Here is a 23,244-nt window from a genome sequence, read left to right on the forward strand (position 1 = left end):
CCTTATTGTACGGCAAACTGACGACGAACTTTTCTCATCAATAAGAATAGCCAGGGCCAGAGAATACCATCAACCAGGCTACTCCAGAAAATTTCCGGCCGGAATGAGACGTTAATCACCAGGAACTCCGACCAGAACACGATGACATCCATCGTCAGAGAAAGCACCATGACCATCAGCGCCTGCTGCCAGAGCGCCAGATTGCGGAAGAGCTGAAATTTAAAGGCCACCAGATAGGTAATAATACTTAACGCCAGCGCCCTGACCCCCAGCGTTGAACCTGAAACCAGGTCCATTATGCCGCCCATCACGAAACCGGTACCGACGCTGACCCGATGAGGTAGCGCCAGCGTCCAGTAGATAACGATCAGCATTAGCCATGAAGGCCGGAACATATAAAACTGCGCCGGCCAGGGCATAATTTGTAATATCAAAGCAAATAAAAAAGAAAGCCAGATCACCCAGCGACCGTGGCTGCGGTAGCCGCTCAAGGGTGACCTCCACCAGCATTCGTCTGCCCGCGCGCAGCGGGAGAGGTGCCGTTACGTGAGTCTGCGGACTGAACGCGCTTCATCCCGCCGGCGCCGGCGCTACCAGCAGCGGCCGGGGTCTGATTTATTGAACCCGATGCTGGCAGCGGGCCTGGCGCGGTCGTACCCGGCGCGATCGGCGCTGGCGGTCCCATCGCCCCCGCCGGCGGCAGAACCTGAGGCATCATTTGCATCAGGCGCTCGTTGGCCACGCGATGCACCTCCTGCGGCGACATCGGCCTGGTGCCATCCCGGTCCGCGCCCCAAAGCAATAACAGGTAGCGCAGTCGCTGTAAGCCCGCGGTTGGACGCGCCTGAATTACCGTATAAGCGCGCTGGGTATCAACTTTGACCGATGAAACCACCGCGACCGGATACCCTTCAGGGAAGCGTCCACCCAGACCGGAGGTGACCAGCACGTCACCCACGCGAATGTCAGTATTGCCCGGCAGATGCTCAAGCTGCAGATCTTCCGTACAGCCGTTACCGGCGGCAATCACGCGGATATCATTACGCAGCACCTGAACCGGTAGCGCATGGGAAGGATCGCAAATCAGCAGCACGCGGCTGGTATATTTCGCGACAGCAATCACCTGCCCCACCACGCCTTTGTCACTGATAACCGGCTGACCTTCATAAACGCCGTTGGCGCTGCCTTTATCAATCACCACCTGGTTACTGTAAGGGTCGGTGCTGGTCGAGATGACCTGCGTCACCATTTTATGTTCGTCCTGACGCAGCGGCGATCCCAGCAGCTCGCGCAGCCTGGCGTTTTCCTGCTTATATTGCCCTAACAGCAGGAGCTCGCTGTTTTTCATTATTAGCTCGCGCTGCAGCGCTTTATTTTCCAGCTCAAGCTGCTGGCGCGAGGTCAGGGAATCAGAAATGCTATCCAGAACCTGGCTGGGTCCGTTAGCCAGAAAGTAGAAGGGACTGACAGCGGTATCCATATAGGTACGGATACGAGAGAACGCGCCCAGCCGACTGTCTGCCACTATCACCACAATGGCAACCAGCACGGCTAAAAACAGGCGCAGCTGCAGGGAAGGGCCCCTGCTAAAAATTGGCTTCATAAAAGGTGCGTATTCCTCGACAACAAGAGACGGGCGGTTAAACCGCCCCCAGGCTGTGGCCCCTCTCTGGTCACGGACCCGTCGCCATCGCGACGCTCACAGCCTGATACAGACGACTTATTCTTCGCTGAACAGGTCGCCGCCGTGCATGTCGATCATTTCCAACGCCTTACCACCACCGCGCGCCACACAGGTCAACGGGTCTTCAGCAACGACGACCGGAATTCCGGTCTCTTCCATAAGCAGACGATCAAGATTACGCAGCAGCGCGCCGCCGCCGGTGAGCACCATACCACGCTCAGAGATATCGGAAGCCAGCTCTGGCGGGCATTGCTCCAGCGCCACCATCACCGCGCTAACGATCCCCGTCAGCGGCTCCTGTAGCGCTTCAAGAATTTCATTAGAATTCAGCGTGAATCCACGCGGAACGCCTTCAGCCAGATTACGTCCGCGCACCTCAATTTCACGCACTTCGTCACCGGGATAAGCGGAGCCAATTTCGTGCTTGATGCGTTCAGCGGTAGCTTCGCCAATCAGCGAGCCGTAATTGCGTCGCACATAGTTGATAATAGCTTCATCAAAGCGATCGCCGCCAATGCGTACTGAAGAAGAGTAAACCACGCCGTTCAGCGAGATAACCGCAACCTCTGTTGTCCCACCGCCGATATCAACCACCATCGAACCTGTTGCTTCGGAGACCGGCAGACCCGCGCCGATAGCCGCGGCCATCGGTTCTTCAATCAGGAATACTTCGCGCGCGCCAGCGCCCTGCGCCGACTCACGAATTGCGCGTCGTTCGACCTGGGTCGCGCCAACCGGGACGCACACCAGCACGCGCGGGCTTGGGCGCATGAAGCTGTTACTGTGAACCTGCTTGATGAAGTGTTGCAGCATCTTTTCGGTGACGAAAAAGTCGGCGATAACGCCATCTTTCATCGGACGAATCGCGGCAATGTTGCCGGGGGTACGACCCAGCATCTGTTTAGCATCATGCCCGACAGCGGCCACGCTTTTAGGTGATCCGGCACGATCCTGACGGATGGCAACGACGGAAGGCTCATTGAGGACAATGCCCTGTCCTTTTACATAAATCAGGGTATTCGCGGTACCCAGGTCAATGGACAAGTCGTTGGAAAACATGCCACGAAATTTTTTAAACATACTAAAGGATAATCCTGCAAGCTGGGGGCGGAATTTAAAATCCGCTTACTTTACCAACCACGCGCAACAGCGACAAGGCGCAAAATCGACCTGAGCCGGTGAAAAAATCACCAACTCCAGCATCTAAGATAATTCTTAGACACATTTAAAATGCACAAAGCCGTATCTACACCACTTTCCTCTGCCCGGTTGAAACAATAAGCGGCTATTACTGTTATAAAATTTAACATTTTTCTCGGTTTCGCTCTGGCTCGCCGGCGAAACTTTCCGGGGACCACAACCGCGCGATGATTCTACGTCAAATTACGCGCGGCGGCAGGTCAACCTTTCATTCAGGGCGAATATTTTTTTGGTTGCGGTTAACTAACAGCGTCGCAGCAAAAAAATCTCCCTGCCCACCGGTGACGCCCAGTTTCTCCAGGGTTCGCCATTCCTGTGCATTTTTCACCCCGGCAGCAAAAACCCGGGTCGGCGTCTTAGCACAAACGTCCACCAGGCTACGTACAAACAGCTGGTTTTCCGTACGGCGATCGATATTACGTACCAACCCCGGGTGAAGCTTAATCAGCTCGACCGAAAACTGCTTGATGTAGGCGGTACTGACTACCGTTAAACCAGCCTGGTTAACCGCCACCCGGCAGCCAAATCCATATAACAATCGAAAGACAGGCTGTAATCGGCTGATGTGTTGACAAACATCCGCCTCAGCAAGTTCAAATAAAATGCGTTTTCTTTGCGATATGCTGCACTGGAGCAAGGTATCGCGCAGCCAGTTAATGAATGAGCGCTGCAGCAATGAGTCAATCGTTACCGGTACGGCGAGGGCTTCCTGCGGCCACATATCCAGCAGCGACAAGATGCCGCTTACCATCTGGCGATCGTAATTCTCCGCCATGCCCATCTGCTGGACCATCGGCAGATATTCTGCCGACAGCACCTCTTTTTCACCGTCAAAAATACGCGGCATCATCTCACGATGATGGACAACATTATCGCTGGTTAACGCCGGCTTCTGATACAGCCGCGTACCGCCGCGATTAAGGGTTTGCTCCAGCAGCGTGCGCCACTTCACGCTACCGCGGCCAAAGATTTGCGAGGTGCCTTCACCTATTGACCAGCTATTCCCTCCCTGCAGGGCGGCATTACGCGTAGCCCGCTCCACGCTGTCCATGACCTGCTGCGTCGTCTGTTCGCTATGCCAGGCGGTGATGCCGATATGGATCATGTCATTACGATCGAACAAGCGGGTAGGCGGCAGAGAGTCGACAGCGTTTATCAACTGGGCGGCGATGCTGTCAGCTTCCTTTAACGTTCGGTGAGGCAGTAATACCGCATAATCGCTGCGAAAATAGCGCGCCAGCAACGCGCCGGGATAGCGCATAATAAATGTGGAAAGCATATTCACAATATCAAACTGGTACTCATCGATGCGGTGCGTGCCCCAGCGCTCGCGAACTGACTCTATATCCGGCAGGCGGATCATCATCACCACGCCGTGCGTGCCTACGTTTTCAGGATCTTCCAACAGATTAGTAAGCTGGCTATCGAAGAACAGGCGATTATACAAACCGGTGTGGGCGTCCTGCGAGGCAAAAGCGCGGATCAGCGTATCGATGCGAATGCGCTGTTCGCCAGACTCCCGCAGGTCAGCGAGCAGCAGGTCGAGGGCGCTACTGGTTCGCGGCGGCCACTCATGTACCGACCCCTGCTCCACGCTGCCGCGCTCGCCGGTGAGAATGCGCCCGGCGCGGGCTTCCAGCTGCTCCATTCCTTTTAGCTGCCGGTAAAGCCAGCGATTAGCCACCAGCAGGATTATCATCATCAACAGCACCACAACGCCAACCGCAGCCATCAGCGAAGAGCCAATCAACGAGGTGAACCAGGTTTTCAGGGTGTCCAGCCAAAAAATGCGCAGCTCCAGCTGGGGATGATGGGGCAATCTGATGCGGGTCTCGGCGTAACGATTCGGCTCATCGCTGATCAGCGCGTCCTGATGCTGCATCACCTGCAACAGCGTCTTATCCTGCTGTACCAGATCGATACGCACGATTTGCATTGGCAGCATCATTTTGCGCAGCCAGTCGCCGATTTCAACGGGCTGCTGATGCTGCAAAGCCTCATCGACTTCCATGGCGATGATATGTACTCGCTTCTCGACGCGCTGATTACCCAGCCAGAAAAAACTCACTAAGCAGCCGACCAGCATTAACAGCATTGCCAGCACGCTAAGAAAGGTAATAAACGCAGAAAGTTTGGTGGTTAATCGCATCCCTGTGCCTGTATTCACTGCGGTTTATGAAATCATCACTCGTCAGACTCAGTCCAGTAAGCCAGGGCGGTGACGGCCTGTCAGCAATTTGTAACGGCTGTGGCAGCTGGAAAAATACCACAACTTTCGCAGCCTGGCTTGCCCGATATCACGCAGAATGGAATTTTCGCGAGTATAGTTTGTTAATATCCATTTTCGCCGACAATCACCTATTTTTCAGGAGATTCTTATGCAGGCTTTGTTACTGGAACAGCAGGACGGACAGACGCAGGCACAACTGCGGGATATCTCACCGGATGCGCTACCCGAGGGCGAGGTTACCGTTGAAGTGGACTGGTCAGGCATAAACTATAAAGATGCGCTGGCCATTACCGGAAAAGGGAAGATTATTCGTCAGTTCCCGATGGTTCCCGGCATCGACTTCGCCGGACGCGTGCTGCACAGCAGCGATCCGCGCTTTCATCACGGCCAGTCAGTGATTCTCACCGGCTGGGGCGTCGGCGAAACGCACTGGGGCGGGCTGGCTGAACAGGCAAGGGTGAAAGCCGACTGGCTGGTTGCCATGCCGGAAGGGCTGGACAGTCGTAAAGCGATGGTTATCGGTACCGCCGGCTTTACCGCCATGCTGTGCGTAATGGCGCTGGAAGACGGCGGCATTACGCCACAGAGCGGTGAAATACTGGTGACCGGCGCCGGCGGCGGCGTTGGCAGCACCGCCGTCGCGCTGCTGCATGCGCTGGGCTATAAGGTCTGCGCCCTGAGTGGCCGTAGCGCAACCCACCCGATGCTACAGCAGTTGGGAGCGGATACCATTATTGGCCGGGAAGCGCTAAACGGCGATTGTCGTCCGCTGGAAAAACAGCGCTGGGCTGGCGCCATCGATACCGTGGGCGATAAAGTGCTGGCCAACCTGTTAACCCAGATTCACTACGGCGGCGTTGTCACCGCCTGCGGTTTGGCCGGCGGCGTTAACCTGCCGACGACCGTTATGCCGTTTATTTTGCGCAACGTTCGCCTGCAAGGCATTGATTCAGTTAGCGTACCCGTCGCGCGCCGCGTTGAAGTCTGGAGGCGGCTGATCAAAAACCTGCCGGCAACCTATTACCAGTTGGCTACCCGTGAAGTGGCGCTGGCGGATGCCGCTGAAGCCGCACGCCAGCTGCTGGCGAACAACGTTACCGGTCGTACGCTGGTCAAAATACGCTAACCTTGCCGCGCCCTGACAGCAGTTCAGGGCGCTGCTCGGCTGGGAAATTTCATATTTAACGCTAAAAACTCGCCGCCAATGCGGATTGATCTCATGCTTACTGCCAGAGCTGCAGACTTTATGGGAGACCGCAATGAACGCACCGTTCAATAAATTCACTGAAAATGACGTAACACCCGAGGCGATTTTCAACGCCAACCGGCGTCAGCTTTTGAAACGGCTGGGGCTCGGCGCGGCGGCGATAAGCCTGCCCGGCATGGTGCAGGCCGATGTTCTTTCATGGTTCAAGGGTAACGATCGTCCGAAGGCCCCCTCGGGTAAAAAGCTGGCGTTTAGCCAGCCGGAACAATACCAGGCAAAGCTGACGCTGACGCCGGAAGATAAGGTTACCGGTTACAACAACTTTTATGAGTTCGGGCTGGATAAAGCCGATCCGGCGGCCAATGCCGCCAGCCTGAAAACCGACCCGTGGAAAATCGAAATCGGGGGCGAGGTGGCCCGGCCCATGACGCTCGATATGGATGACATCGCTAAGCGCTTTACCTTTGAACAGAGAATTTATCGCATGCGCTGCGTTGAAGCCTGGTCAATGGTAGTCCCCTGGATTGGCTTTGAATTGGGCAAATTACTGAAAGCCGCAGAACCCACCAGCAACGCACGCTACGTCGCCTTTCAGACGGTGTTTGCGCCGGACCAGATGCCCGGCCAGAAAGATCGCTTTATCGGTGGTGGCCTGCCCTATCCCTACGTTGAAGGATTAAGGCTGGATGAGGCGATGCATCCTCTGACACTGTTGACTACTGGCGTATACGGCAAAGCGTTGCCGCCGCAAAACGGCGCGCCAATTCGCCTCACGGTGCCGTGGAAATATGGCTTCAAAGGCATCAAGTCGATTGTCAAAATAATGCTGGTAAAAGATATGCCACCCACCACCTGGAACCTGTTGGCGCCCGGTGAGTATGGCTTTTACGCTAACGTTAATCCCCATGTCGATCATCCTCGCTGGTCGCAGGCTACCGAGCGCTTCATTGGCTCTGGCGGGATCCTTGATGTTAATCGGCAGCCAACATTGTTATTTAACGGCTATGCTGATCGGGTCGCATCCCTTTATAAAGGGCTGGATTTACGGGAGAACTTCTAAGTGCGGCGACTCAATGTTAAACAAATCGGCTGGCTAAAAGTTGTGCTGCACATGGCGGCTTTTCTGCCGCTACTCTGGCTAATCCTGTCGATAAATCAGGGATGGTTCAGCGCCGATCCGGCGAAAGATATTCAGCACTTTACCGGCCGCATGGCCTTAAAATTGCTGCTGGCGACCCTCGCCGTGACGCCGCTTGCACGCTACGGCAAGCAGCCACTGCTAATTCGCGTGCGCCGCCTGCTGGGACTGTGGTGCTTTGCCTGGGCCAGCCTGCACTTAATCAGCTATTCGCTGCTGGAGCTTGGCATCAACAATCTTAGCCTGCTGGGTGAAGAATTGGTTTCGCGTCCCTATCTGACGTTGGGCATCATTTGCTGGTTTATTTTGCTGTTACTGGCGCTGACATCTTTTCAGCGCGCGCAGAGAAAATTAGGTAAGCGCTGGCAAACACTGCACAACGCCATCTATCTTGTGGTTATCCTTGCGCCGATTCACTACATCTGGTCAGTTAAGATACTTTCTCCGCAACCGCTGATCTATGCCGCTATCGCGCTAATTCTGCTGGTATGGCGCTGGAAAAAGTTTGCTAACTGGTGGCAATAATGTGGCCTGTACCGCATATCCACTATCCAGACGCAGGTCATAGCGGCCTGAGGTTGATAATCTTCGCTGATAAGACCAGTATTTAGCTGCTAATTGCGCTGATATCGTTATAATGCCCGCCTTTACTCGTCAGGAAAGTGCCTTTTTTGCAGTTAAAGGTGACAAATGTCTTTTCGCGAGGTATTTTGTGCGATGCTCATGTTATCGCAGGAGATGGCAGCAAGATGACCATGAACTTCCACATATTGCTTTTGAACGGTCCAAACCTCAATCTGCTGGGGACGCGCGAGCCAGATAAGTACGGCAGCACCACCTTAAGCGAGATTGTCAGCCAGTTGACCGAACGCGCGGCAAATATGGGCGTCACTCTGAGTCATCTCCAGTCAAATGCGGAATATCAGCTGATTGACCGCATTCATGAAGCACGTGGCAAAGTCGATTACATCATTATTAATCCCGCGGCCTTCACCCACACCAGCGTTGCGTTGCGCGACGCGCTGCTGGCCGTGAGCATTCCTTTTATCGAAGTTCATCTGTCGAATGTACACGCTCGCGAACCCTTCCGTCATCACTCTTATCTTTCCGATATTTCGGCTGGCGTTATCTGCGGGCTGGGTGCTGACGGCTATACGTGGGCGTTACAAACGGCAGTCAAACGTCTGCAACATTCTAAATAAACCAAGTACGGAACCCCTTCATGGATATTCGTAAGATAAAAAAACTGATCGAACTGGTTGAAGAATCAGGTATTGCTGAACTGGAAATTTCTGAAGGTGAAGAGTCAGTTCGCATCAGTCGAGCACCTGTAAACACCGGTTATCCTGTTATGCAGCAGGCTTATGCTCCGCAATTTCAACCGCAACCAGCGCTTGCTACCGCCGTTGCTCCGGTTGCTGCGCCAGTGGCTGAAGCGCCGGCCAGCGCAGAGTTGAGCGGTCATATCGTGCGTTCCCCGATGGTGGGTACCTTCTATCGTACGCCAAGCCCTGATGCTAAAGCATTCGTGGAAGTCGGCCAGAAAGTTAATGCAGGCGATACCCTGTGCATTGTTGAAGCAATGAAGATGATGAACCAGATTGAAGCTGACAAGTCTGGCGTGGTGAAAGCCATTCTGGTCGAAAGCGGCCAACCTGTTGAATTCGACGAGCCGCTGGTCGTCATCGAATAACGAGGCGTACCATGCTGGATAAAATTGTCATAGCTAATCGTGGAGAGATCGCCCTGCGCATCCTCCGCGCCTGTAAAGAATTAGGCATTAAGACCGTTGCCGTGCATTCAAGTGCGGACCGCGATCTCAAACACGTCCTGCTGGCGGATGAAACCGTGTGTATCGGGCCACCGCCTTCAGTAAAAAGTTACCTTAATATTCCTGCGCTGATTTCGGCGGCCGAGATTACCGGCGCGGCAGCAATCCATCCTGGCTACGGCTTTTTGTCTGAGAACGCCGATTTTGCTGAGCAGGTTGAGCGTTCCGGCTTTATCTTCATTGGCCCGAAAGCGGACACAATCCGCCTGATGGGCGATAAGGTGTCCGCCATTAACGCCATGAAAAACGCCGGCGTTCCCTGCGTGCCCGGTTCAGGTGGCCCGCTCGGCGATGACATGGATAAAAACCGTGAAGTCGCGAAAAAAATTGGCTACCCGGTGATAATCAAAGCCTCCGGCGGCGGCGGCGGACGCGGCATGCGCGTAGTGCGTGCTGAAAAAGATCTGGAACATTCCATCACGATGACCCGTGCGGAGGCGAAAGCCGCCTTCAATAACGATATGGTCTACATGGAAAAGTACCTGGAGAATCCGCGCCATATTGAAATTCAGGTCATGGCAGACGGCCAGGGCAACGCTATTTATCTGGCTGAGCGCGACTGTTCAATGCAGCGCCGTCACCAGAAAGTGGTGGAAGAAGCGCCAGCACCGGGCATTACGCCGGAACTGCGCAAATTCATCGGCGAGCGCTGCGCCAACGCCTGTATTGAAATCGGCTATCGCGGTGCGGGCACCTTTGAGTTTCTGTATGAAAACGGCGAGTTCTACTTCATTGAAATGAATACGCGTATTCAGGTAGAGCATCCGGTTACTGAAATGATCACCGGCGTCGATCTGATCAAAGAGCAGCTGCGAGTTGCTGCCGGCCAGCCGCTGTCGCTGAAGCAGGATGAGGTAAGAATCAAAGGCCACGCGGTTGAATGCCGTATTAATGCTGAGGATTCAAGCACCTTCCTGCCAAGCCCCGGCAAAATTACGCGCTTCCATGCGCCGGGCGGCTTTGGTGTTCGCTGGGAGTCACACATTTACGCCGGCTACACCGTGCCGCCGTACTATGACTCCATGATCGGCAAGCTGATTACCTATGGCGATACCCGTGAAGTCGCCATCGCCCGTATGAAGAATGCCCTTGCAGAATTGATCATCGACGGCATTAAGACCAACGTTGAGCTGCAAATGAAAATCATGTCTGATGAGAACTTCCAGAAAGGTGGTACCAACATCCACTATCTGGAGAAGAAATTAGGCATTCACGAATAGTGATGCCCGGCATCACGCTCCGTGTAAAGGCCGGTTTACCGGCCTTTTTCTTTATGCCCATTGCAAGGTGAAATGCATGGACAGTCGCTTTATTCAGGCACACAGAGAAGCGCGCTGGTCGTTCTGGCTGGCGGTGGCTTATCTGGTGCTCTGGGCTCTGACAGCCGGGCTTGCCGGTTCGCAGGCCGGCATTACCGGCCTTCCCCGCTGGTTCGAGCTTTCATGCCTACTGGTGCCGTTGCTGTTTATACTACTTTGCTGGCTGATGATCCGCATGGTGTTTCGCGATATCCCGCTGGAGGATGACAATGACGCGCCAACTTGAGGTCATTTTGCCGCTGTTGGGCTATCTGCTGCTGGTCGCCGGCCTGTCGCTATACGCAATGCGTAAGCGGCGTGAAGGGAATTTCCTTAATGAATATTTCCTCGGCGGCCGTTCAATGGGCGGCTTCGTGCTGGCCATGACGCTGGCGGCGACCTATATCAGCGCCAGCTCCTTCATCGGCGGCCCAGGCGCCGCCTATAAATATGGACTGGGCTGGGTGCTGCTGGCGATGATCCAGGTGCCAACCGTCTGGCTCTCACTCGGCGTACTGGGTAAAAAGTTTGCCATCCTTGCCCGCCGCTATAATGCGGTGACCCTCAATGACATGCTCTATGCGCGCTACGGCAGCACGCTGCTGGTGTGGCTGGCTAGCCTGAGCCTGCTGGTGGCATTTATTGGCGCCATGACGGTACAGTTTATTGGCGGCGCGCGCCTGCTGGAGACCGCCGCCGGCATTCCTTACAACACCGGGCTGCTGATTTTTGGCGTCACTATCGCCTTTTACACCGCCTTTGGCGGCTTTCGCGCCAGCGTACTGAATGATGCCATGCAGGGGCTGGTGATGCTTGCAGGGACCTTCCTGTTGCTGTTCGCAGTTATCCATGCGGCCGGAGGCACCGGTCAGGCGATAGCGAAGCTGCAGCAGATAAACCCGCAGTTAATCGCGCCCGGCGGGGCTGACAATATCATCACGCCAACCTTTCTCGGCTCCTTTATCATCCTGGTATGCTTTGGCGTCATTGGCCTGCCACACACCGCCGTGCGCTGCATCTCTTACAAGGACAGTAAGGCGGTCCATCGCGGCATGTTTCTCGGCACCATCGTGGTGTCGGTACTGATGCTGGGAATGCATCTGGCGGGCGCGCTGGGTCGGGCGGTACTGCCGGATCTGAAAGTCCCGGATCTGGTGATCCCGACGCTGATGCTCGAAGTATTGCCGCCCTGGGCGGCCGGCGTATTCCTGGCGGCGCCGATGGCGGCCATTATGTCATCGGTCAATGCGCATCTGCTGCAATCTTCCGCCACGATAATCAAAGACCTTTATCTGCGAATCGCGCCACAGCATGCGGCTAACGAAAAGCGCCTGAAGCGCATTTCCGGGATGGCAACGCTGCTGCAGGGTATACTGCTGCTGTTGGCGGCCTGGCGGCCGCCTGAGATGATCATCTGGCTTAATCTGTTATCCTTCGGCGGTCTCGAAGCTGTCTTCCTCTGGCCGCTGGTGCTGGGCCTTTACTGGCAGAATGCCAATGCAGCGGGCGCCCTGGCCAGCCTGATAGCCGGCGCCGTGAGCTATACCTTGCTGGCCAGCTTTAATCTGCAACTCTGGGGATTTCACCCCATCGTGCCTTCGCTGGCTTTCAGCTTGCTGACTTTTATTATTGCTAACCGTTTTGGCCGGGCTGCTCCTCAGCCGTCGGCCCCATGACTGAAAAGAGAATGCTATGCCCTGGATACAGATGAGAATTAACACCACCGGCGCTCAGGCGGAAGAGCTTGGCGATGCCCTGATTGAGCAAGGTGCGGTATCTGTAACCTTTCAGGATACCCACGACACGCCGGTTTTTGAGCCGCTGCCCGGAGAAACCCGGCTGTGGGGAGACACGGACGTGATCGGACTGTTCGATGCCGAGACAACCATGGACGAAGTGGTCAATGCGCTGGCAGATCACCCGCTGCTGGGCGCCGACTTTCGCCACAAAATTGAACAGATTGAAGATAAAGACTGGGAGCGCGAATGGATGGATAACTTCCACCCGATGCGCTTTGGCCAGCGCCTGTGGATTTGCCCCAGCTGGCGTGACGTGCCCAATCCCACAGCGGTCAACGTGATGCTCGATCCGGGACTGGCCTTTGGTACCGGAACCCATCCGACCACGGCACTCTGCCTGAGCTGGCTTGACGGCCTTGATTTAGCCGGAAAAACGGTGATCGACTTCGGCTGCGGCTCGGGCATCCTCGCCATTGCGGCACTGAAGCTGGGCGCTGCGCAGGCCATCGGTATCGACATCGATCCGCAGGCTATCCAGGCTAGTCGCGACAACGCGCAGCGCAATGGCGTTTCCGAGCGCCTGGCGCTCTATCTACCCCAGCAGCAGCCGGCCAATCTGCACGCCGACGTGGTGGTCGCCAATATTCTTGCCGGTCCCCTACGCGAGCTGGCACCGCTTATCAGCGTGCTGCCAAATGCCGGCGGCCATTTGGGCCTGTCCGGCATCCTGGCAAGCCAGGCTGAGAGCGTTAGTGAGGCCTACAAAGGCCTCTTTGCTCTCGATCCGGTGGCAGAGAAAGAAGAATGGTGTCGCATTACCGGGACAAAGCGCTAACTTGCTCAGCGGGCCGTCAGCATGGGAGTAGCCCGGCCGCCAACCGACAGGCTTGGTAATATCGCCGGTCTGCGCAAGCTGGCCTGAACAAACTATGTGCAGTTATTGTGGCAAATTTCAGCGGCATATGTAACGCCCGAAGCCTGCCAGGGCGTGGATTATCCCGTAATTCGATTCTTTAAAAGAAAAATTTTTGCTCACAATTTCAGCATAATTAGCTAACTTGTTGTTATAAAAAGCGATTGTAAAGTCATGCGTTAGCCGGTGACAATTACATTGATCTGTCAACAGGAATTGTTCAAAGTTTGGCCTTTCATCTTACGTAAAAAATGCGTAATATACGCCGCCTTGTGGACACACTATGGTCACGTTGTACATGCGCATAGGACATCATCAGCTTCGCAATCGTCTGATTGCCGCGCCGATGGCTGGCATCACTGACAGACCGTTCAGGACGCTATGTCATGCGATGGGAGCTGGCATGACCGTATCGGAGATGTTGTCGTCCAATCCCGAAGTCTGGGCCAGCGATAAATCTCGTCTGCGTATGGTGCATCGTGATGAATCCGGTATTCGGGCCGTGCAAATTGCCGGCTGCGATCCTGATGAGATGGCGCAAGCGGCGCGCATTAATGTGGCCTCTGGCGCTCAGCTCATCGACATTAACATGGGGTGCCCCGCCAAAAAGGTGAATCGCAAGATGGCTGGTTCTGCTTTATTGCAGTATCCCTCACTTGTCGCTTCGATCCTTAAAGCGGTGGTCAACGCTGTTGATGTCCCCGTTACGCTCAAAATACGTACCGGGTGGAATAGCGAAAACCGTAACTGTGTAGAGATTGCCCAATTGGCTGAACGCTGTGGCATTCAGGCTTTAACCATTCACGGGCGTACCCGCGCCTGCTTGTTCAATGGTGAAGCAGAATACGACAGCATTCGGACAGTTAAGCAGAACGTTGCTATTCCGGTTATTGCGAATGGCGACATAACTGACCCGCTTAAAGCCAGGGCAGTGCTCGACTATACCGGGGCGGATGCCCTGATGATAGGACGTGCTGCTCAGGGAAGACCCTGGATCTTCCGGGAAATCCAGCATTATCTGGACACTGGAGAGCTGCTGGCACCGATGCCACTCGCTGAAGTCAAGCGCTTGCTTATCGGGCACATACGTGAGCTACATGACTTTTATGGTCAGGCTAAGGGATATCGTATCGCTCGTAAGCACGTTTCCTGGTATTTACAGGAACACGCTCCAGATGACCAGTTTCGGCGCACATTCAACGCCATTGAGGATGCCAGCGAACAGCTGGAGGCGTTGGAGGCATACTTCGAAAAACTTGCGTAAACAGAAATAAAGAGCTGACAGAACTATGTTCGAACAACGCGTAAATTCTGACGTACTGACCGTTTCTACCGTTAACTCTCAGGATCAGGTAACCCAAAAGCCCCTGCGCGATTCGGTTAAGCAGGCACTGAAGAACTATTTTGCTCAATTGAATGGCCAGGATGTTAATGACCTTTATGAGCTGGTACTGGCTGAAGTAGAACAGCCACTGTTGGACATGGTGATGCAATACACCCGTGGCAACCAAACCCGCGCAGCCCTGATGATGGGCATCAACCGCGGTACTCTGCGTAAGAAGCTGAAAAAATACGGCATGAACTGATAGCACTGAGCTATCTTCTCATGCATAAAAAGGCGTTAGTCATATGATTAAACGCCTTTTTTATGCCTGAATATATCCTGTCAAAAAATGGCGTACATTAAGCCCTGAAACCAATTGGCCTCAATGGCGAACCGGAACCATTAATAATGGGTAGCGGAGCGGCAACAAAATAGCTACGCAGGCCAAGCTTGTCCAGATTCGTCAGCATTTCGATAATCAAAATATTATTAGGCAGCCAGTGCTTCAGATGTCCCGGAGCAGGCCCAGCTACGCCATCAACAATCGCGATTTCAACCGCGACGGTATCAGCACCAATCGCTTTTATGTTGCGCTCTTTGAACAGGATAGCGGCGTCCTCAGCCATTCCAGGCGAATTATTGGCATACCATTGAGCATGGTTATCTGCGCGCCAGTAGCGCGCCATCCAGCCAAAATTTATCAATGCGATCTCCCCTTCGCCGACGGCTACGTTATGCTCAGCTTCATAATCCCTAATCATTGCAGCCGTAATCAAATCTCCTGGCCCAAGTACCAGCGGGGCAAAATCATACACAACAGCCGGACCAATCAGGCAGGTCACCTCAAGCTCATCAACACTACATAGGCCTGCATGATTATGAAAAGGCGCATCAACATGGCATCCCGCATGTTCGGGTAGCATCAGGCACTGACAAGCGTAGCCGTCATGCTCATGATTGACCGTAGGATCAATAATCAGATGAGGATGCGTTGGCCACTTTGGAATACCAGGCTCAAGACGCGGTGCCAAATCAATCGCCTCGGCGCGGCTAATCAACTCATGTATTTTATTCGTAAAATCAGATGGATAAGACATTTACACCTCATTAAAAACGTTTTTAATTTCATTTACGTATCTCAGATGATTGGATGTTGTTCAAGCCTTCGCCGGGTGATTCATAAAATTACGACTGAGCAAAATACGGCCAAAATGGGCAATAACCAGTTTATTCATCTTTAAAACCTATTAAAGCAATTACTTAATCCAATAAATATAAATTTAAAAAAATAAAAAACTAATTTATGGTTTGGGAGCTGGATCAAGGATTCCGCATAAATGTAAAAAAATTGTTGGAATGTATGAGCCATCAAGCCCGATTTATGGTTAGAATAAATACTAAATAAAAACGTTTTTATTTTTTCAAGGCGGTAAATGACGAATAATTACTCATATCAATCAGCAAGTAAAATCGCCTTTCCGGTGAAACAAGGCGCGGCTGGCAGACCGGATAACGCGTTCTGAACTCCTGTTCAGACACATCTCCGGGAAAGCGGCTCATCAGCGCAGGTGTAATTTATTGACTGAAGAAATACCCTCCGGAAAGGAATACATATACCCTGATAATAAAATAATTATCAGGCAAGGACTATCGCCTAAAAAATAAAAATTTATTCAATACATTAATAAACCAGTTTAAACATGAATATTATCGCTGTCAGAATAATTTATATTACCCACCTTCAATCAGAGAATCCGCTTTATGAAAAGTTATAAGTCACGGTTGTCTCTTATGATGTTTCTTGAATATTTCATTTGGGGCTCATGGTACGTACCACTATGGGCTTTTCTTAGTAGCAATGGATTTTCAGCAGTAGAAATAGCCTGGTGCTATTCATGTTCAGCCATTGCGGCAATTTTGTCACCGATTCTGGTTGGCTCGCTAGCTGATAGATATTTTCAGGCACAAAAAGTACTGTCATTTTTATTAATCGCCAGCGGGATATTAATATTCTTTGCTGCCCAACAACATCACTTTAGTACATTTTTACCCATACTGATGCTTTACGCACTGGCATATATGCCAACTCTGGCATTAACCAACAGTATCGCATTTTCTTATGTCGATGATGTTGAACGCGATTTTCCCCGGATAAGAGTCATGGGGACCATAGGTTGGATCGTTTCAGGACTTTTCTGCGGCTTCCTGCTGCCATCAATGGGACTGGGGAACGTTGCTGCCAGTAATATTCCACTGCTGGTAACGGCAGTCGCATCGATAATTTTAGGCATATATTCTCTGACTTTACCGGCAACAGAGCCTAAAAGTACTGGAAAATTTAGCTTTAGCCTGGCGCTAGGTCTTGATGCGTTGCAACTATTAAAAAATAAAAGTTTTCTGGTCTTTTTCATTTGCTCATTTCTCTTTAGCGTTCCTCTGGCTTTTTACGCCATATTTGCAGAAGGCTATCTCACCGAAGCTGGATTACCAAATGCTACTGGCTGGATGACGCTTGGACAGCTATCAGAAATTTTTTGCATGCTGGCATTACCCTTTTTTATTAAGCGTTTCGGCATTGGCAAAGTATTATTATTAGGCTTTATTACTGCAGCCTTGCGTTACGTATTTTTCTACTTTGGTGGCGATCAAAATATACTAACCTTTGGTCTATTGTTCCTTGGTATATTAATGCATGGCGTAAGCTACGATTTTTACTTCGTCACTGCGTATATCTATGTGGATACTAAGGCGCCAGTAGAAATACGCAACTCAGCGCAGGGGTTGATCACCGTGGCTTGTCAGGGAATTGGTAGCCTGCTGGGATTCCGCCTGGGCGGCTATCTGATGCAGGAGCTGTTTGCTTATGATAAGCCGCATAATGGCCTGACCTATAACTGGTCCGGTATGTGGCTGTTTGGTAGCGCTATTATCGCGGTAATTATGTTCGCTTTTATCCTGCTTTTCCGCGATGGCAAACGGACTGGTGAAGTACCGGTAGCGCTAAATGGCAAAATAGCCTCCGAAAGACAAGAATAAATCTCGTTACAGTGCCCGCAATTACCCGCAGGCTGTAGGGGTCGTCAGGCCCGGTTATCAGAACTCAAAAAGCGCTATATCTGACGTGTAGCGCTTTTTATCTTCTTATCTTTCAAAATTTCCTCACTACTCTAGCTAATCGCGCTTTGATCACAGTTTTTTAACATTACCTTACCGACTTGCACCAATTGTGATCGGCAATATTGTTTTGCCCCCTTATGGTGCGCAATATTAGTCTATCTTTCAAAATGTAACCGTTCACTGAGAAACATCTTCAATAAATTCAGGCCGCTGCTGTGTTGGCATCAGCTTTGCAGTGTCGTGAATGGCTTGCGCCGCAGACAGGAAAAACGCACCGAAGTGCATCACCGATAACAATATGATTTTGCCACACAGGATGCTTATGAAAAAAATCACGCTTACCACTCTGATTACCGCCGCAGTGCTCTTTTCGGTTGCAAATCAGGCTCACGCTGGCGCCACTCTGGACGCTATTAAGAAAAAAGGTTTTATTCAATGCGGCATCAGCGATGGTCTGCCCGGCTTTTCTTACGCCGACGCTAGCGGTAAGTTTACCGGTATCGACGTTGATGTTTGCCGGGCTGCCGCGGCGGCAGTATTTGGCGATGACAAAAAAGTGAAATACACCCCGCTGACGGCCAAAGAGCGCTTCACCGCGCTGCAATCTGGCGAAGTGGATATCCTGTCGCGCAACACCACATGGACCTCTTCGCGTGATGGCGGAATGGGCTTCTTATTTGCTGGCGTGAACTATTACGACGGCATTGGTTTTCTGACCCATAAAAAAGCCGGGCTGAAGAGTGCTAAAGAGCTCGATGGTGCAACCGTGTGTATTCAGGCGGGTACCGATACCGAGCTCAACGTTGCGGATTATTTCAAAGCCAACAAAATGCAATACACGCCGGTAACCTTTGACCGCTCCGACGAGTCCGCCAAAGCGCTTGATACAGGCCGCTGTGATACCCTGGCTTCCGATCAGTCACAACTCTATGCTTTGCGTATTAAGCTGGGCAAACCTGATGACTTCATCGTGCTGCCGGAAGTTATCTCCAAAGAACCGCTGGGACCGGTAGTGCGTCGTGGTGATGATGACTGGTTTACCATCGTCAAATGGTCGCTTTTCGCAATGCTGAATGCTGAAGAAATGGGAATTTCATCTAAAAATGTTGACCAGATGGCGGCCAAACCCACTACGCCAGATATGGCACATTTACTTGGAACCGAAGGCGATTTTGGCAAGGATCTGAAACTAAACAACAAATGGGCTTATAACATCATTAAGCAGGTTGGTAACTATCAGGAAAGCTTTGAGCGTAACGTTGGCAAAGATAGCCCGCTGGGTATCGCTCGCGGTCAGAATGCGCTGTGGAACAAAGGTGGCATCCAGTACGCTCCGCCGGTTCGTTAATTCCTTTTTGTCACTCAGGAGCGCTTTTTTGCGCTCCTGATTTCTCTATGCAACAGAGGTTTTAACATGTCACAACGCCCAACCGGCAAAAGGGATTTTTCTTTCGGTAATCCTGTAGTACGTGCCTGGGTATTTCAGATTATTGCCGTCGTGGCCGTGGCAACGACGCTGATATATCTAATCCATAATACGATCATTAACCTTGATAATCGCGGTATCACCTCCGGATTTGGTTTTTTACAACGCAGTGCCGGTTTCGGTATTGTTCAGCATTTAATCGACTACAGTGAAGGCGATACATACGCTCGCGTCTTTCTGGTCGGCCTGACAAATACCTTACTTGTCTCAGCCCTGTGTATCGTTTTTGCCTCCATCCTTGGCTTTATCGTTGGCTTATCACGCCTGTCGGACAACTGGCTACTGCGGAAACTGTCGACCGTTTACATTGAGATTTTCCGTAACATTCCCCCTTTACTGCAGATTTTCTTCTGGTACTTCGCCGTACTGCGTAACCTGCCAGGTCCGCGTCAGGCACTGAGCGCCTTTGATCTGGCATTTGTCAGTAACCGCGGGCTTTATATTCCCTGGCCGGAATATACCTCAGGTACACTGCCTTTTTTAGCTGCACTATTAGTCGCACTGGCTTGCGCCATTGGACTGTTTCGCTACAACCGCACTCGTCAGCTGAAAACAGGCCTGCTACATCGCAGCTGGCCGTGGATAGTGACTATGTTTATCGTCTTCCCTGCGATTGCTCATCTGTTCGCCGGCGCGGCAACCCACTGGGACGTTCCCGCCCTGCGCGGCTTCAACTTTCGCGGCGGCTTTGCCCTGATACCGGAGCTGGCCGCACTCACGTTGGCGTTATCTATCTATACCTCAACCTTCATTGCCGAGGTCATTCGCTCTGGAATCCAATCCGTACCCCATGGACAGAGTGAAGCCGCCCGCTCTCTTGGTCTGCCGAATCAGGTAACGCTTCGTCAGGTGATCATTCCGCAGGCAATGCGCGTCATAATCCCACCGCTGACCAGTCAGTATCTGAATATTGTCAAAAACTCATCATTGGCGGCGGCTATCGGCTATCCGGATATGGTGTCACTGTTTGCCGGTACGGTGTTAAACCAAACCGGGCAGGCCATTGAAACGATTGCCATTACCATGGCGGTCTATCTGGTTATCAGCCTGTGCATTTCGTTATTAATGAATATTTATAACCGCAAAATTGCCTTGATCGAGCGCTAAGAGGTACAGGACAGATGACAATATCGACACATGAAACACCTCCTGTCGCCAGCTCGCCTTTAATTCGCATGCTGCACTGGGTACGTAAAAATCTGTTTTCCAGCTGGGGGAACTCCCTGCTGACGCTGGTTTGTCTGTGGATTATCTGGTCGGTAATCCCACCGGCCCTTAACTGGCTGATCTTCCAGGCTAACTGGATTGGTGAAACCCGAGCCGACTGCACTAAAGCCGGTGCTTGCTGGGTCTTTATTCATCAACGCTTTGGCCAGTTTATGTATGGACTCTATCCGCACGAACTGCGCTGGCGCATCAATCTGGCGTTGGTGATCGGTCTGCTAAGCATCCTGCCGATGTTTATCAAAGCAATGTCACATCGTGCCCGTTACATTGCCTGCTGGGCCATTATTTATCCGGTTATTGTCTGGGTGCTGCTTTACGGTGGCTTCTTCGGCCTTGAACGGGTTGAAACCCGCCAGTGGGGCGGGCTGACGTTAACGCTGATTATCGCCTCGGTCGGTATCGCCGGCGCGCTGCCGCTGGGGATTTTGTTGGCGCTGGCTCGCCGTTCCGATATGCCTGTCGTTCGCACGCTGTCGACAATTTTCATCGAATTCTGGCGCGGCGTGCCCCTTATTACCGTGTTGTTCATGTCCTCGGTAATGCTACCGCTGTTTATGTCTGAAGGGACCAGCATCGACAAGCTTATCCGCGCGCTGGTTGGCGTGGTGATGTTTCAGTCCGCCTACGTTGCCGAAGTGGTGCGTGGCGGGTTACAGGCGCTGCCCAAAGGACAGTATGAGGCGGCGAAGTCACTCGCTTTAAGCTACTGGAAAACGCAGCTGTTAGTCATTTTACCGCAGGCGTTAAAGCTAACGATTCCGGGTCTGGTCAATACCATCATTGCCTTATTCAAAGATACCAGCCTGGTGATCATCATCGGCTTATTCGATCTGTTCAGTAGCGTACAGCAGGCAACAGTTGACCCGGCGTGGCTCGGCATGTCGACTGAAGGTTACATTTTCGCCGCGCTGGTTTACTGGATTTTTTGTTTTAGCATGTCGCGCTACAGCCAGCATCTGGAAAGGCGCTTTCACACCGGGCGTAAATCGCACTGAGGTATTATATGACGCAACTCACTTCGCCATCTGTTGATGCGATTATCACGCTCGAAAACGTTAACAAATGGTACGGCCAGTTTCACGTGCTGAAAGATATCAATCTGTCGGTAAAATCCCGCGAACGTATCGTACTGTGCGGCCCGTCTGGCTCGGGTAAATCGACAACCATCAGATGTATCAATCATCTTGAAGAGCATCAGCAAGGACGCATTGTGGTTGATGGTATTCATCTGAATAACGACCTGCGCAATATTGAAAAAGTGCGCACTGAAGTGGGCATGGTATTTCAGCACTTCAATCTGTTTCCGCACCTAACCGTACTGCAAAACTGCACTTTAGCGCCGATCTGGGTGCGTAAGACTGCAAAAAAGGAGGCTGAAGAGCTGGCGATGCATTACCTTCAGCGCGTAAGGATCGCGGAGCACGCGCATAAATTTCCCGGACAGCTATCCGGCGGCCAGCAGCAGCGCGTGGCGATCGCCCGCTCGCTGTGCATGAAACCGAAGATCATGTTGTTCGATGAACCCACTTCTGCGCTGGATCCGGAGATGGTCAAGGAAGTGCTGGACACCATGATCGGCCTTGCCGAAGACGGCATGACCATGGTTTGCGTTACGCATGAGATGGGATTTGCTCGTACGGTAGCAGACCGGGTGATCTTCATGGATCGCGGCGAGATCGTTGAACAAGCCCCTCCCGGCGAGTTTTTCGCCAACCCGAGGTCAGAACGCACGCGCGCTTTCCTGTCGCAGGTTATTCACTAATTGACGTGATAACCTGATATTCACCCGGCGCACGCCGGGTTTTTAATAACAGCCAGTTAATCCAGACGCTTCGATATCCCTCTTTATCTACTGTCATATCTACCAGCAGCGTCCACACGAGATGATACTGGTAGCGACAGAATAGGTGTGAGGCGGATTCACATCGGCTTCTGCGACACCGATTTGTTAACCGCAAATCAAGGCAGGATTTAGCAGGCGCATTTTGCGGGCAAAGTGCCACATCAACGCTGATTTATAAGACTGACAAAGCAAAAAAGCCCCGCGCTTTCGCACGGGGCTTCTTCTTTATATGATGCCTGGCAGTTCCCTACTCTCGCATGGGGAGACCCCACACTACCATCGGCGCTACGGCGTTTCACTTCTGAGTTCGGCATGGGGTCAGGTGGGACCACCGCGCTAAAGCCGCCAGGCAAATTCTTTTTACCGAACTCGTGCTTTAACTGGTGCTGATACCCAGAGTCGAACTGGGGACCTCACCCTTACCAAGGGTGCGCTCTACCAACTGAGCCATATCAGCACGCTTAATTTACATTCTGAATCTGCAGGCTATTTTTAAAGGTTCACCCTTTAGTTCTGTTCTGCTTTAGTTAGTGATACCGTCAAAAGATATCTGATTCAGTTTTTAATTTGATGCCTGGCAGTTCCCTACTCTCGCATGGGGAGACCCCACACTACCATCGGCGCTACGGCGTTTCACTTCTGAGTTCGGCATGGGGTCAGGTGGGACCACCGCGCTAAAGCCGCCAGGCAAATTCTTTGTGCTCCGTCCGGTCCCTTTTGCACTGCGGCTGCGTTGGCTGCATGCGCGTCGCTCAGTCACATACCGCTGTATGCTCCTTCTCACGCCGCATTTGCCGCCTTGCCTCAGCACAAAAGCTCTCCGGACTTCAGCCCGCAGGATTTCTCCCGCCGGCCGCACTTATCCGTTAACAAGCTGAATATTCTCTCATCCGCTTTCGCAGAACGCCTCTGGCGTTGTAAGGTTAAGCCTCACGGGTCATTAGTACCGGTCAGCTCAACGCATCGCTGCGCTTACACATCCGGCCTATCAACGTCGTCGTCTTCAA

The 23,244-nt window shown here is 52.5% G+C and carries 21 protein-coding genes, 1 tRNA gene and 3 rRNA genes; 16 read left to right on the forward strand and 9 right to left on the reverse strand.

Annotation, left to right across the window (positions count from 1 at the left end):
- Window positions 1–2: 2 nt before the first annotated feature.
- The 4 genes from mreD to csrD all read right to left on the reverse strand — a co-directional run bounded on the left by mreD (window position 3) and on the right by csrD (window position 5,033).
- A complete protein-coding gene (gene mreD, locus BTJ39_RS15045) occupies window positions 3–491 on the reverse strand; it encodes a rod shape-determining protein MreD (protein WP_078003512.1) in 489 nt (162 codons plus the stop codon).
- Window positions 488–1,603, reverse strand: a complete 1,116-nt coding sequence (mreC, locus tag BTJ39_RS15050) for a rod shape-determining protein MreC (protein WP_078003513.1) — start codon at window positions 1,601–1,603, stop codon at window positions 488–490. The genes mreD and mreC overlap by 4 nt, the downstream gene beginning before the upstream one ends.
- 117 nt (window positions 1,604–1,720) lie before the next feature.
- Window positions 1,721–2,764 carry a rod shape-determining protein MreB gene (gene mreB / locus BTJ39_RS15055; RefSeq protein WP_003855260.1) on the reverse strand — a complete coding sequence of 348 codons (1,044 nt, stop codon included), beginning with the start codon at window positions 2,762–2,764 and terminating at the stop codon, window positions 1,721–1,723.
- 328 nt (window positions 2,765–3,092) lie between these two features.
- A complete protein-coding gene (gene csrD / locus BTJ39_RS15060; protein WP_078003514.1) occupies window positions 3,093–5,033 on the reverse strand; it encodes an RNase E specificity factor CsrD in 1,941 nt (646 codons plus the stop codon).
- Between the two features lie 229 nt (window positions 5,034–5,262).
- Between csrD and acuI the strand changes: the two genes are divergently transcribed.
- The 11 genes from acuI to fis all read left to right on the forward strand — a co-directional run bounded on the left by acuI (window position 5,263) and on the right by fis (window position 14,826).
- Complete coding sequence (acuI, locus tag BTJ39_RS15065; RefSeq protein ID WP_078003515.1) at window positions 5,263–6,240, forward strand: acrylyl-CoA reductase (NADPH); 978 nt, start codon at window positions 5,263–5,265, stop codon at window positions 6,238–6,240.
- A gap of 133 nt (window positions 6,241–6,373) precedes the next feature.
- Window positions 6,374–7,381 (forward strand): protein-methionine-sulfoxide reductase catalytic subunit MsrP, encoded by a 1,008-nt coding sequence (msrP, locus tag BTJ39_RS15070; RefSeq protein WP_078003516.1) that lies wholly within the window; start codon window positions 6,374–6,376, stop codon window positions 7,379–7,381.
- A complete protein-coding gene (gene msrQ / locus BTJ39_RS15075; protein ID WP_078003517.1) occupies window positions 7,382–7,984 on the forward strand; it encodes a protein-methionine-sulfoxide reductase heme-binding subunit MsrQ in 603 nt (200 codons plus the stop codon).
- A gap of 224 nt (window positions 7,985–8,208) precedes the next feature.
- Window positions 8,209–8,661, forward strand: coding sequence for a type II 3-dehydroquinate dehydratase (aroQ, locus tag BTJ39_RS15080; RefSeq protein ID WP_078003518.1), 453 nt, complete (start codon window positions 8,209–8,211; stop codon window positions 8,659–8,661).
- 20 nt (window positions 8,662–8,681) lie between these two features.
- Window positions 8,682–9,152 (forward strand): acetyl-CoA carboxylase biotin carboxyl carrier protein, encoded by a 471-nt coding sequence (gene accB, locus BTJ39_RS15085; protein WP_078003519.1) that lies wholly within the window; start codon window positions 8,682–8,684, stop codon window positions 9,150–9,152.
- An 11-nt stretch (window positions 9,153–9,163) separates the two neighbouring features.
- The gene (accC, locus tag BTJ39_RS15090) at window positions 9,164–10,510 is read left to right on the forward strand and encodes an acetyl-CoA carboxylase biotin carboxylase subunit (protein WP_078003520.1); all 1,347 of its coding nucleotides are present in this window, start codon (window positions 9,164–9,166) and stop codon (window positions 10,508–10,510) included.
- Window positions 10,511–10,586: 76 nt separating this feature from the next.
- Window positions 10,587–10,835, forward strand: a complete 249-nt coding sequence (locus BTJ39_RS15095; protein ID WP_078003521.1) for a YhdT family protein — start codon at window positions 10,587–10,589, stop codon at window positions 10,833–10,835.
- Window positions 10,819–12,264, forward strand: a complete 1,446-nt coding sequence (gene panF, locus BTJ39_RS15100; protein WP_078003522.1) for a sodium/pantothenate symporter — start codon at window positions 10,819–10,821, stop codon at window positions 12,262–12,264. The genes BTJ39_RS15095 and panF overlap by 17 nt, the downstream gene beginning before the upstream one ends.
- A gap of 16 nt (window positions 12,265–12,280) precedes the next feature.
- Entirely contained in the window at window positions 12,281–13,162 is an 882-nt protein-coding gene (gene prmA / locus BTJ39_RS15105; protein WP_078003523.1) for a 50S ribosomal protein L11 methyltransferase, read from the forward strand.
- Between the two features lie 376 nt (window positions 13,163–13,538).
- Window positions 13,539–14,504, forward strand: coding sequence for a tRNA dihydrouridine synthase DusB (dusB, locus tag BTJ39_RS15110; RefSeq protein WP_078003539.1), 966 nt, complete (start codon window positions 13,539–13,541; stop codon window positions 14,502–14,504).
- Between the two features lie 25 nt (window positions 14,505–14,529).
- The gene (gene fis, locus BTJ39_RS15115) at window positions 14,530–14,826 is read left to right on the forward strand and encodes a DNA-binding transcriptional regulator Fis (protein ID WP_000462905.1); all 297 of its coding nucleotides are present in this window, start codon (window positions 14,530–14,532) and stop codon (window positions 14,824–14,826) included.
- A 97-nt stretch (window positions 14,827–14,923) separates the two neighbouring features.
- Here fis and BTJ39_RS15120 read toward each other — a convergent pair whose 3' ends face one another.
- Complete coding sequence (locus tag BTJ39_RS15120) at window positions 14,924–15,661, reverse strand: cyclase family protein (RefSeq protein WP_078003524.1); 738 nt, start codon at window positions 15,659–15,661, stop codon at window positions 14,924–14,926.
- Window positions 15,662–16,325: 664 nt separating this feature from the next.
- On the opposite strand from BTJ39_RS15120, the gene BTJ39_RS15125 reads away from it, so the two are divergent.
- The 5 genes from BTJ39_RS15125 to BTJ39_RS15145 all read left to right on the forward strand — a co-directional run bounded on the left by BTJ39_RS15125 (window position 16,326) and on the right by BTJ39_RS15145 (window position 22,156).
- Window positions 16,326–17,600: a nucleoside permease gene (locus BTJ39_RS15125; protein ID WP_078003525.1), complete on the forward strand. Its 1,275-nt coding sequence runs from the start codon at window positions 16,326–16,328 to the stop codon at window positions 17,598–17,600.
- A 403-nt stretch (window positions 17,601–18,003) separates the two neighbouring features.
- Window positions 18,004–19,029 carry an amino acid ABC transporter substrate-binding protein gene (locus tag BTJ39_RS15130; RefSeq protein WP_078003526.1) on the forward strand — a complete coding sequence of 342 codons (1,026 nt, stop codon included), beginning with the start codon at window positions 18,004–18,006 and terminating at the stop codon, window positions 19,027–19,029.
- Between the two features lie 66 nt (window positions 19,030–19,095).
- Window positions 19,096–20,274 carry an amino acid ABC transporter permease gene (locus BTJ39_RS15135; RefSeq protein ID WP_078003527.1) on the forward strand — a complete coding sequence of 393 codons (1,179 nt, stop codon included), beginning with the start codon at window positions 19,096–19,098 and terminating at the stop codon, window positions 20,272–20,274.
- 14 nt (window positions 20,275–20,288) lie between these two features.
- Window positions 20,289–21,389, forward strand: a complete 1,101-nt coding sequence (locus BTJ39_RS15140) for an amino acid ABC transporter permease (RefSeq protein ID WP_078003528.1) — start codon at window positions 20,289–20,291, stop codon at window positions 21,387–21,389.
- Between the two features lie 8 nt (window positions 21,390–21,397).
- Entirely contained in the window at window positions 21,398–22,156 is a 759-nt protein-coding gene (locus BTJ39_RS15145; protein WP_078003529.1) for an amino acid ABC transporter ATP-binding protein, read from the forward strand.
- Between the two features lie 315 nt (window positions 22,157–22,471).
- Here the strand turns inward: BTJ39_RS15145 and rrf (BTJ39_RS15150) are convergent.
- From rrf (BTJ39_RS15150) to BTJ39_RS15165, 4 genes are all read right to left on the reverse strand, one after another.
- Window positions 22,472–22,587 (reverse strand): 5S ribosomal RNA (rrf, locus tag BTJ39_RS15150).
- A gap of 31 nt (window positions 22,588–22,618) precedes the next feature.
- A tRNA-Thr gene (locus BTJ39_RS15155) sits at window positions 22,619–22,694 on the reverse strand.
- 115 nt (window positions 22,695–22,809) lie between these two features.
- Window positions 22,810–22,925, reverse strand: a 5S ribosomal RNA gene (rrf, locus tag BTJ39_RS15160).
- Window positions 22,926–23,156: 231 nt separating this feature from the next.
- Window positions 23,157–23,244, reverse strand: a 23S ribosomal RNA gene (locus BTJ39_RS15165); the annotation flags it as partial.

The organism is Izhakiella australiensis, from assembly GCF_002006995.1.
Taxonomy (GTDB): Bacteria; Pseudomonadota; Gammaproteobacteria; order Enterobacterales; family Enterobacteriaceae; genus Izhakiella; species Izhakiella australiensis.

Excerpts from the sequence above, each read along its gene's own strand:
- BTJ39_RS15140 (WP_078003528.1), top strand. The coding sequence starts at position 20,289 with ATGACAATATCGACACATGAAACACCTCCTGTCGCCAGCTCGCCTTTA.
- accB (WP_078003519.1), top strand. The coding sequence starts at position 8,682 with ATGGATATTCGTAAGATAAAAAAACTGATCGAACTGGTTGAAGAATCA.
- BTJ39_RS15120 (WP_078003524.1), bottom strand. The coding sequence starts at position 15,661 with ATGTCTTATCCATCTGATTTTACGAATAAAATACATGAGTTGATTAGC.
- BTJ39_RS15130 (WP_078003526.1), top strand. The coding sequence starts at position 18,004 with ATGAAAAAAATCACGCTTACCACTCTGATTACCGCCGCAGTGCTCTTT.
- dusB (WP_078003539.1), top strand. The coding sequence starts at position 13,539 with ATGCGCATAGGACATCATCAGCTTCGCAATCGTCTGATTGCCGCGCCG.
- mreB (WP_003855260.1), bottom strand. The coding sequence starts at position 2,764 with ATGTTTAAAAAATTTCGTGGCATGTTTTCCAACGACTTGTCCATTGAC.
- BTJ39_RS15135 (WP_078003527.1), top strand. The coding sequence starts at position 19,096 with ATGTCACAACGCCCAACCGGCAAAAGGGATTTTTCTTTCGGTAATCCT.
- aroQ (WP_078003518.1), top strand. The coding sequence starts at position 8,209 with ATGACCATGAACTTCCACATATTGCTTTTGAACGGTCCAAACCTCAAT.
- BTJ39_RS15125 (WP_078003525.1), top strand. The coding sequence starts at position 16,326 with ATGAAAAGTTATAAGTCACGGTTGTCTCTTATGATGTTTCTTGAATAT.
- msrP (WP_078003516.1), top strand. The coding sequence starts at position 6,374 with ATGAACGCACCGTTCAATAAATTCACTGAAAATGACGTAACACCCGAG.
- panF (WP_078003522.1), top strand. The coding sequence starts at position 10,819 with ATGACGCGCCAACTTGAGGTCATTTTGCCGCTGTTGGGCTATCTGCTG.
- prmA (WP_078003523.1), top strand. The coding sequence starts at position 12,281 with ATGCCCTGGATACAGATGAGAATTAACACCACCGGCGCTCAGGCGGAA.
- mreC (WP_078003513.1), bottom strand. The coding sequence starts at position 1,603 with ATGAAGCCAATTTTTAGCAGGGGCCCTTCCCTGCAGCTGCGCCTGTTT.
- accC (WP_078003520.1), top strand. The coding sequence starts at position 9,164 with ATGCTGGATAAAATTGTCATAGCTAATCGTGGAGAGATCGCCCTGCGC.
- BTJ39_RS15095 (WP_078003521.1), top strand. The coding sequence starts at position 10,587 with ATGGACAGTCGCTTTATTCAGGCACACAGAGAAGCGCGCTGGTCGTTC.
- fis (WP_000462905.1), top strand. The coding sequence starts at position 14,530 with ATGTTCGAACAACGCGTAAATTCTGACGTACTGACCGTTTCTACCGTT.
- csrD (WP_078003514.1), bottom strand. The coding sequence starts at position 5,033 with ATGCGATTAACCACCAAACTTTCTGCGTTTATTACCTTTCTTAGCGTG.
- acuI (WP_078003515.1), top strand. The coding sequence starts at position 5,263 with ATGCAGGCTTTGTTACTGGAACAGCAGGACGGACAGACGCAGGCACAA.
- BTJ39_RS15145 (WP_078003529.1), top strand. The coding sequence starts at position 21,398 with ATGACGCAACTCACTTCGCCATCTGTTGATGCGATTATCACGCTCGAA.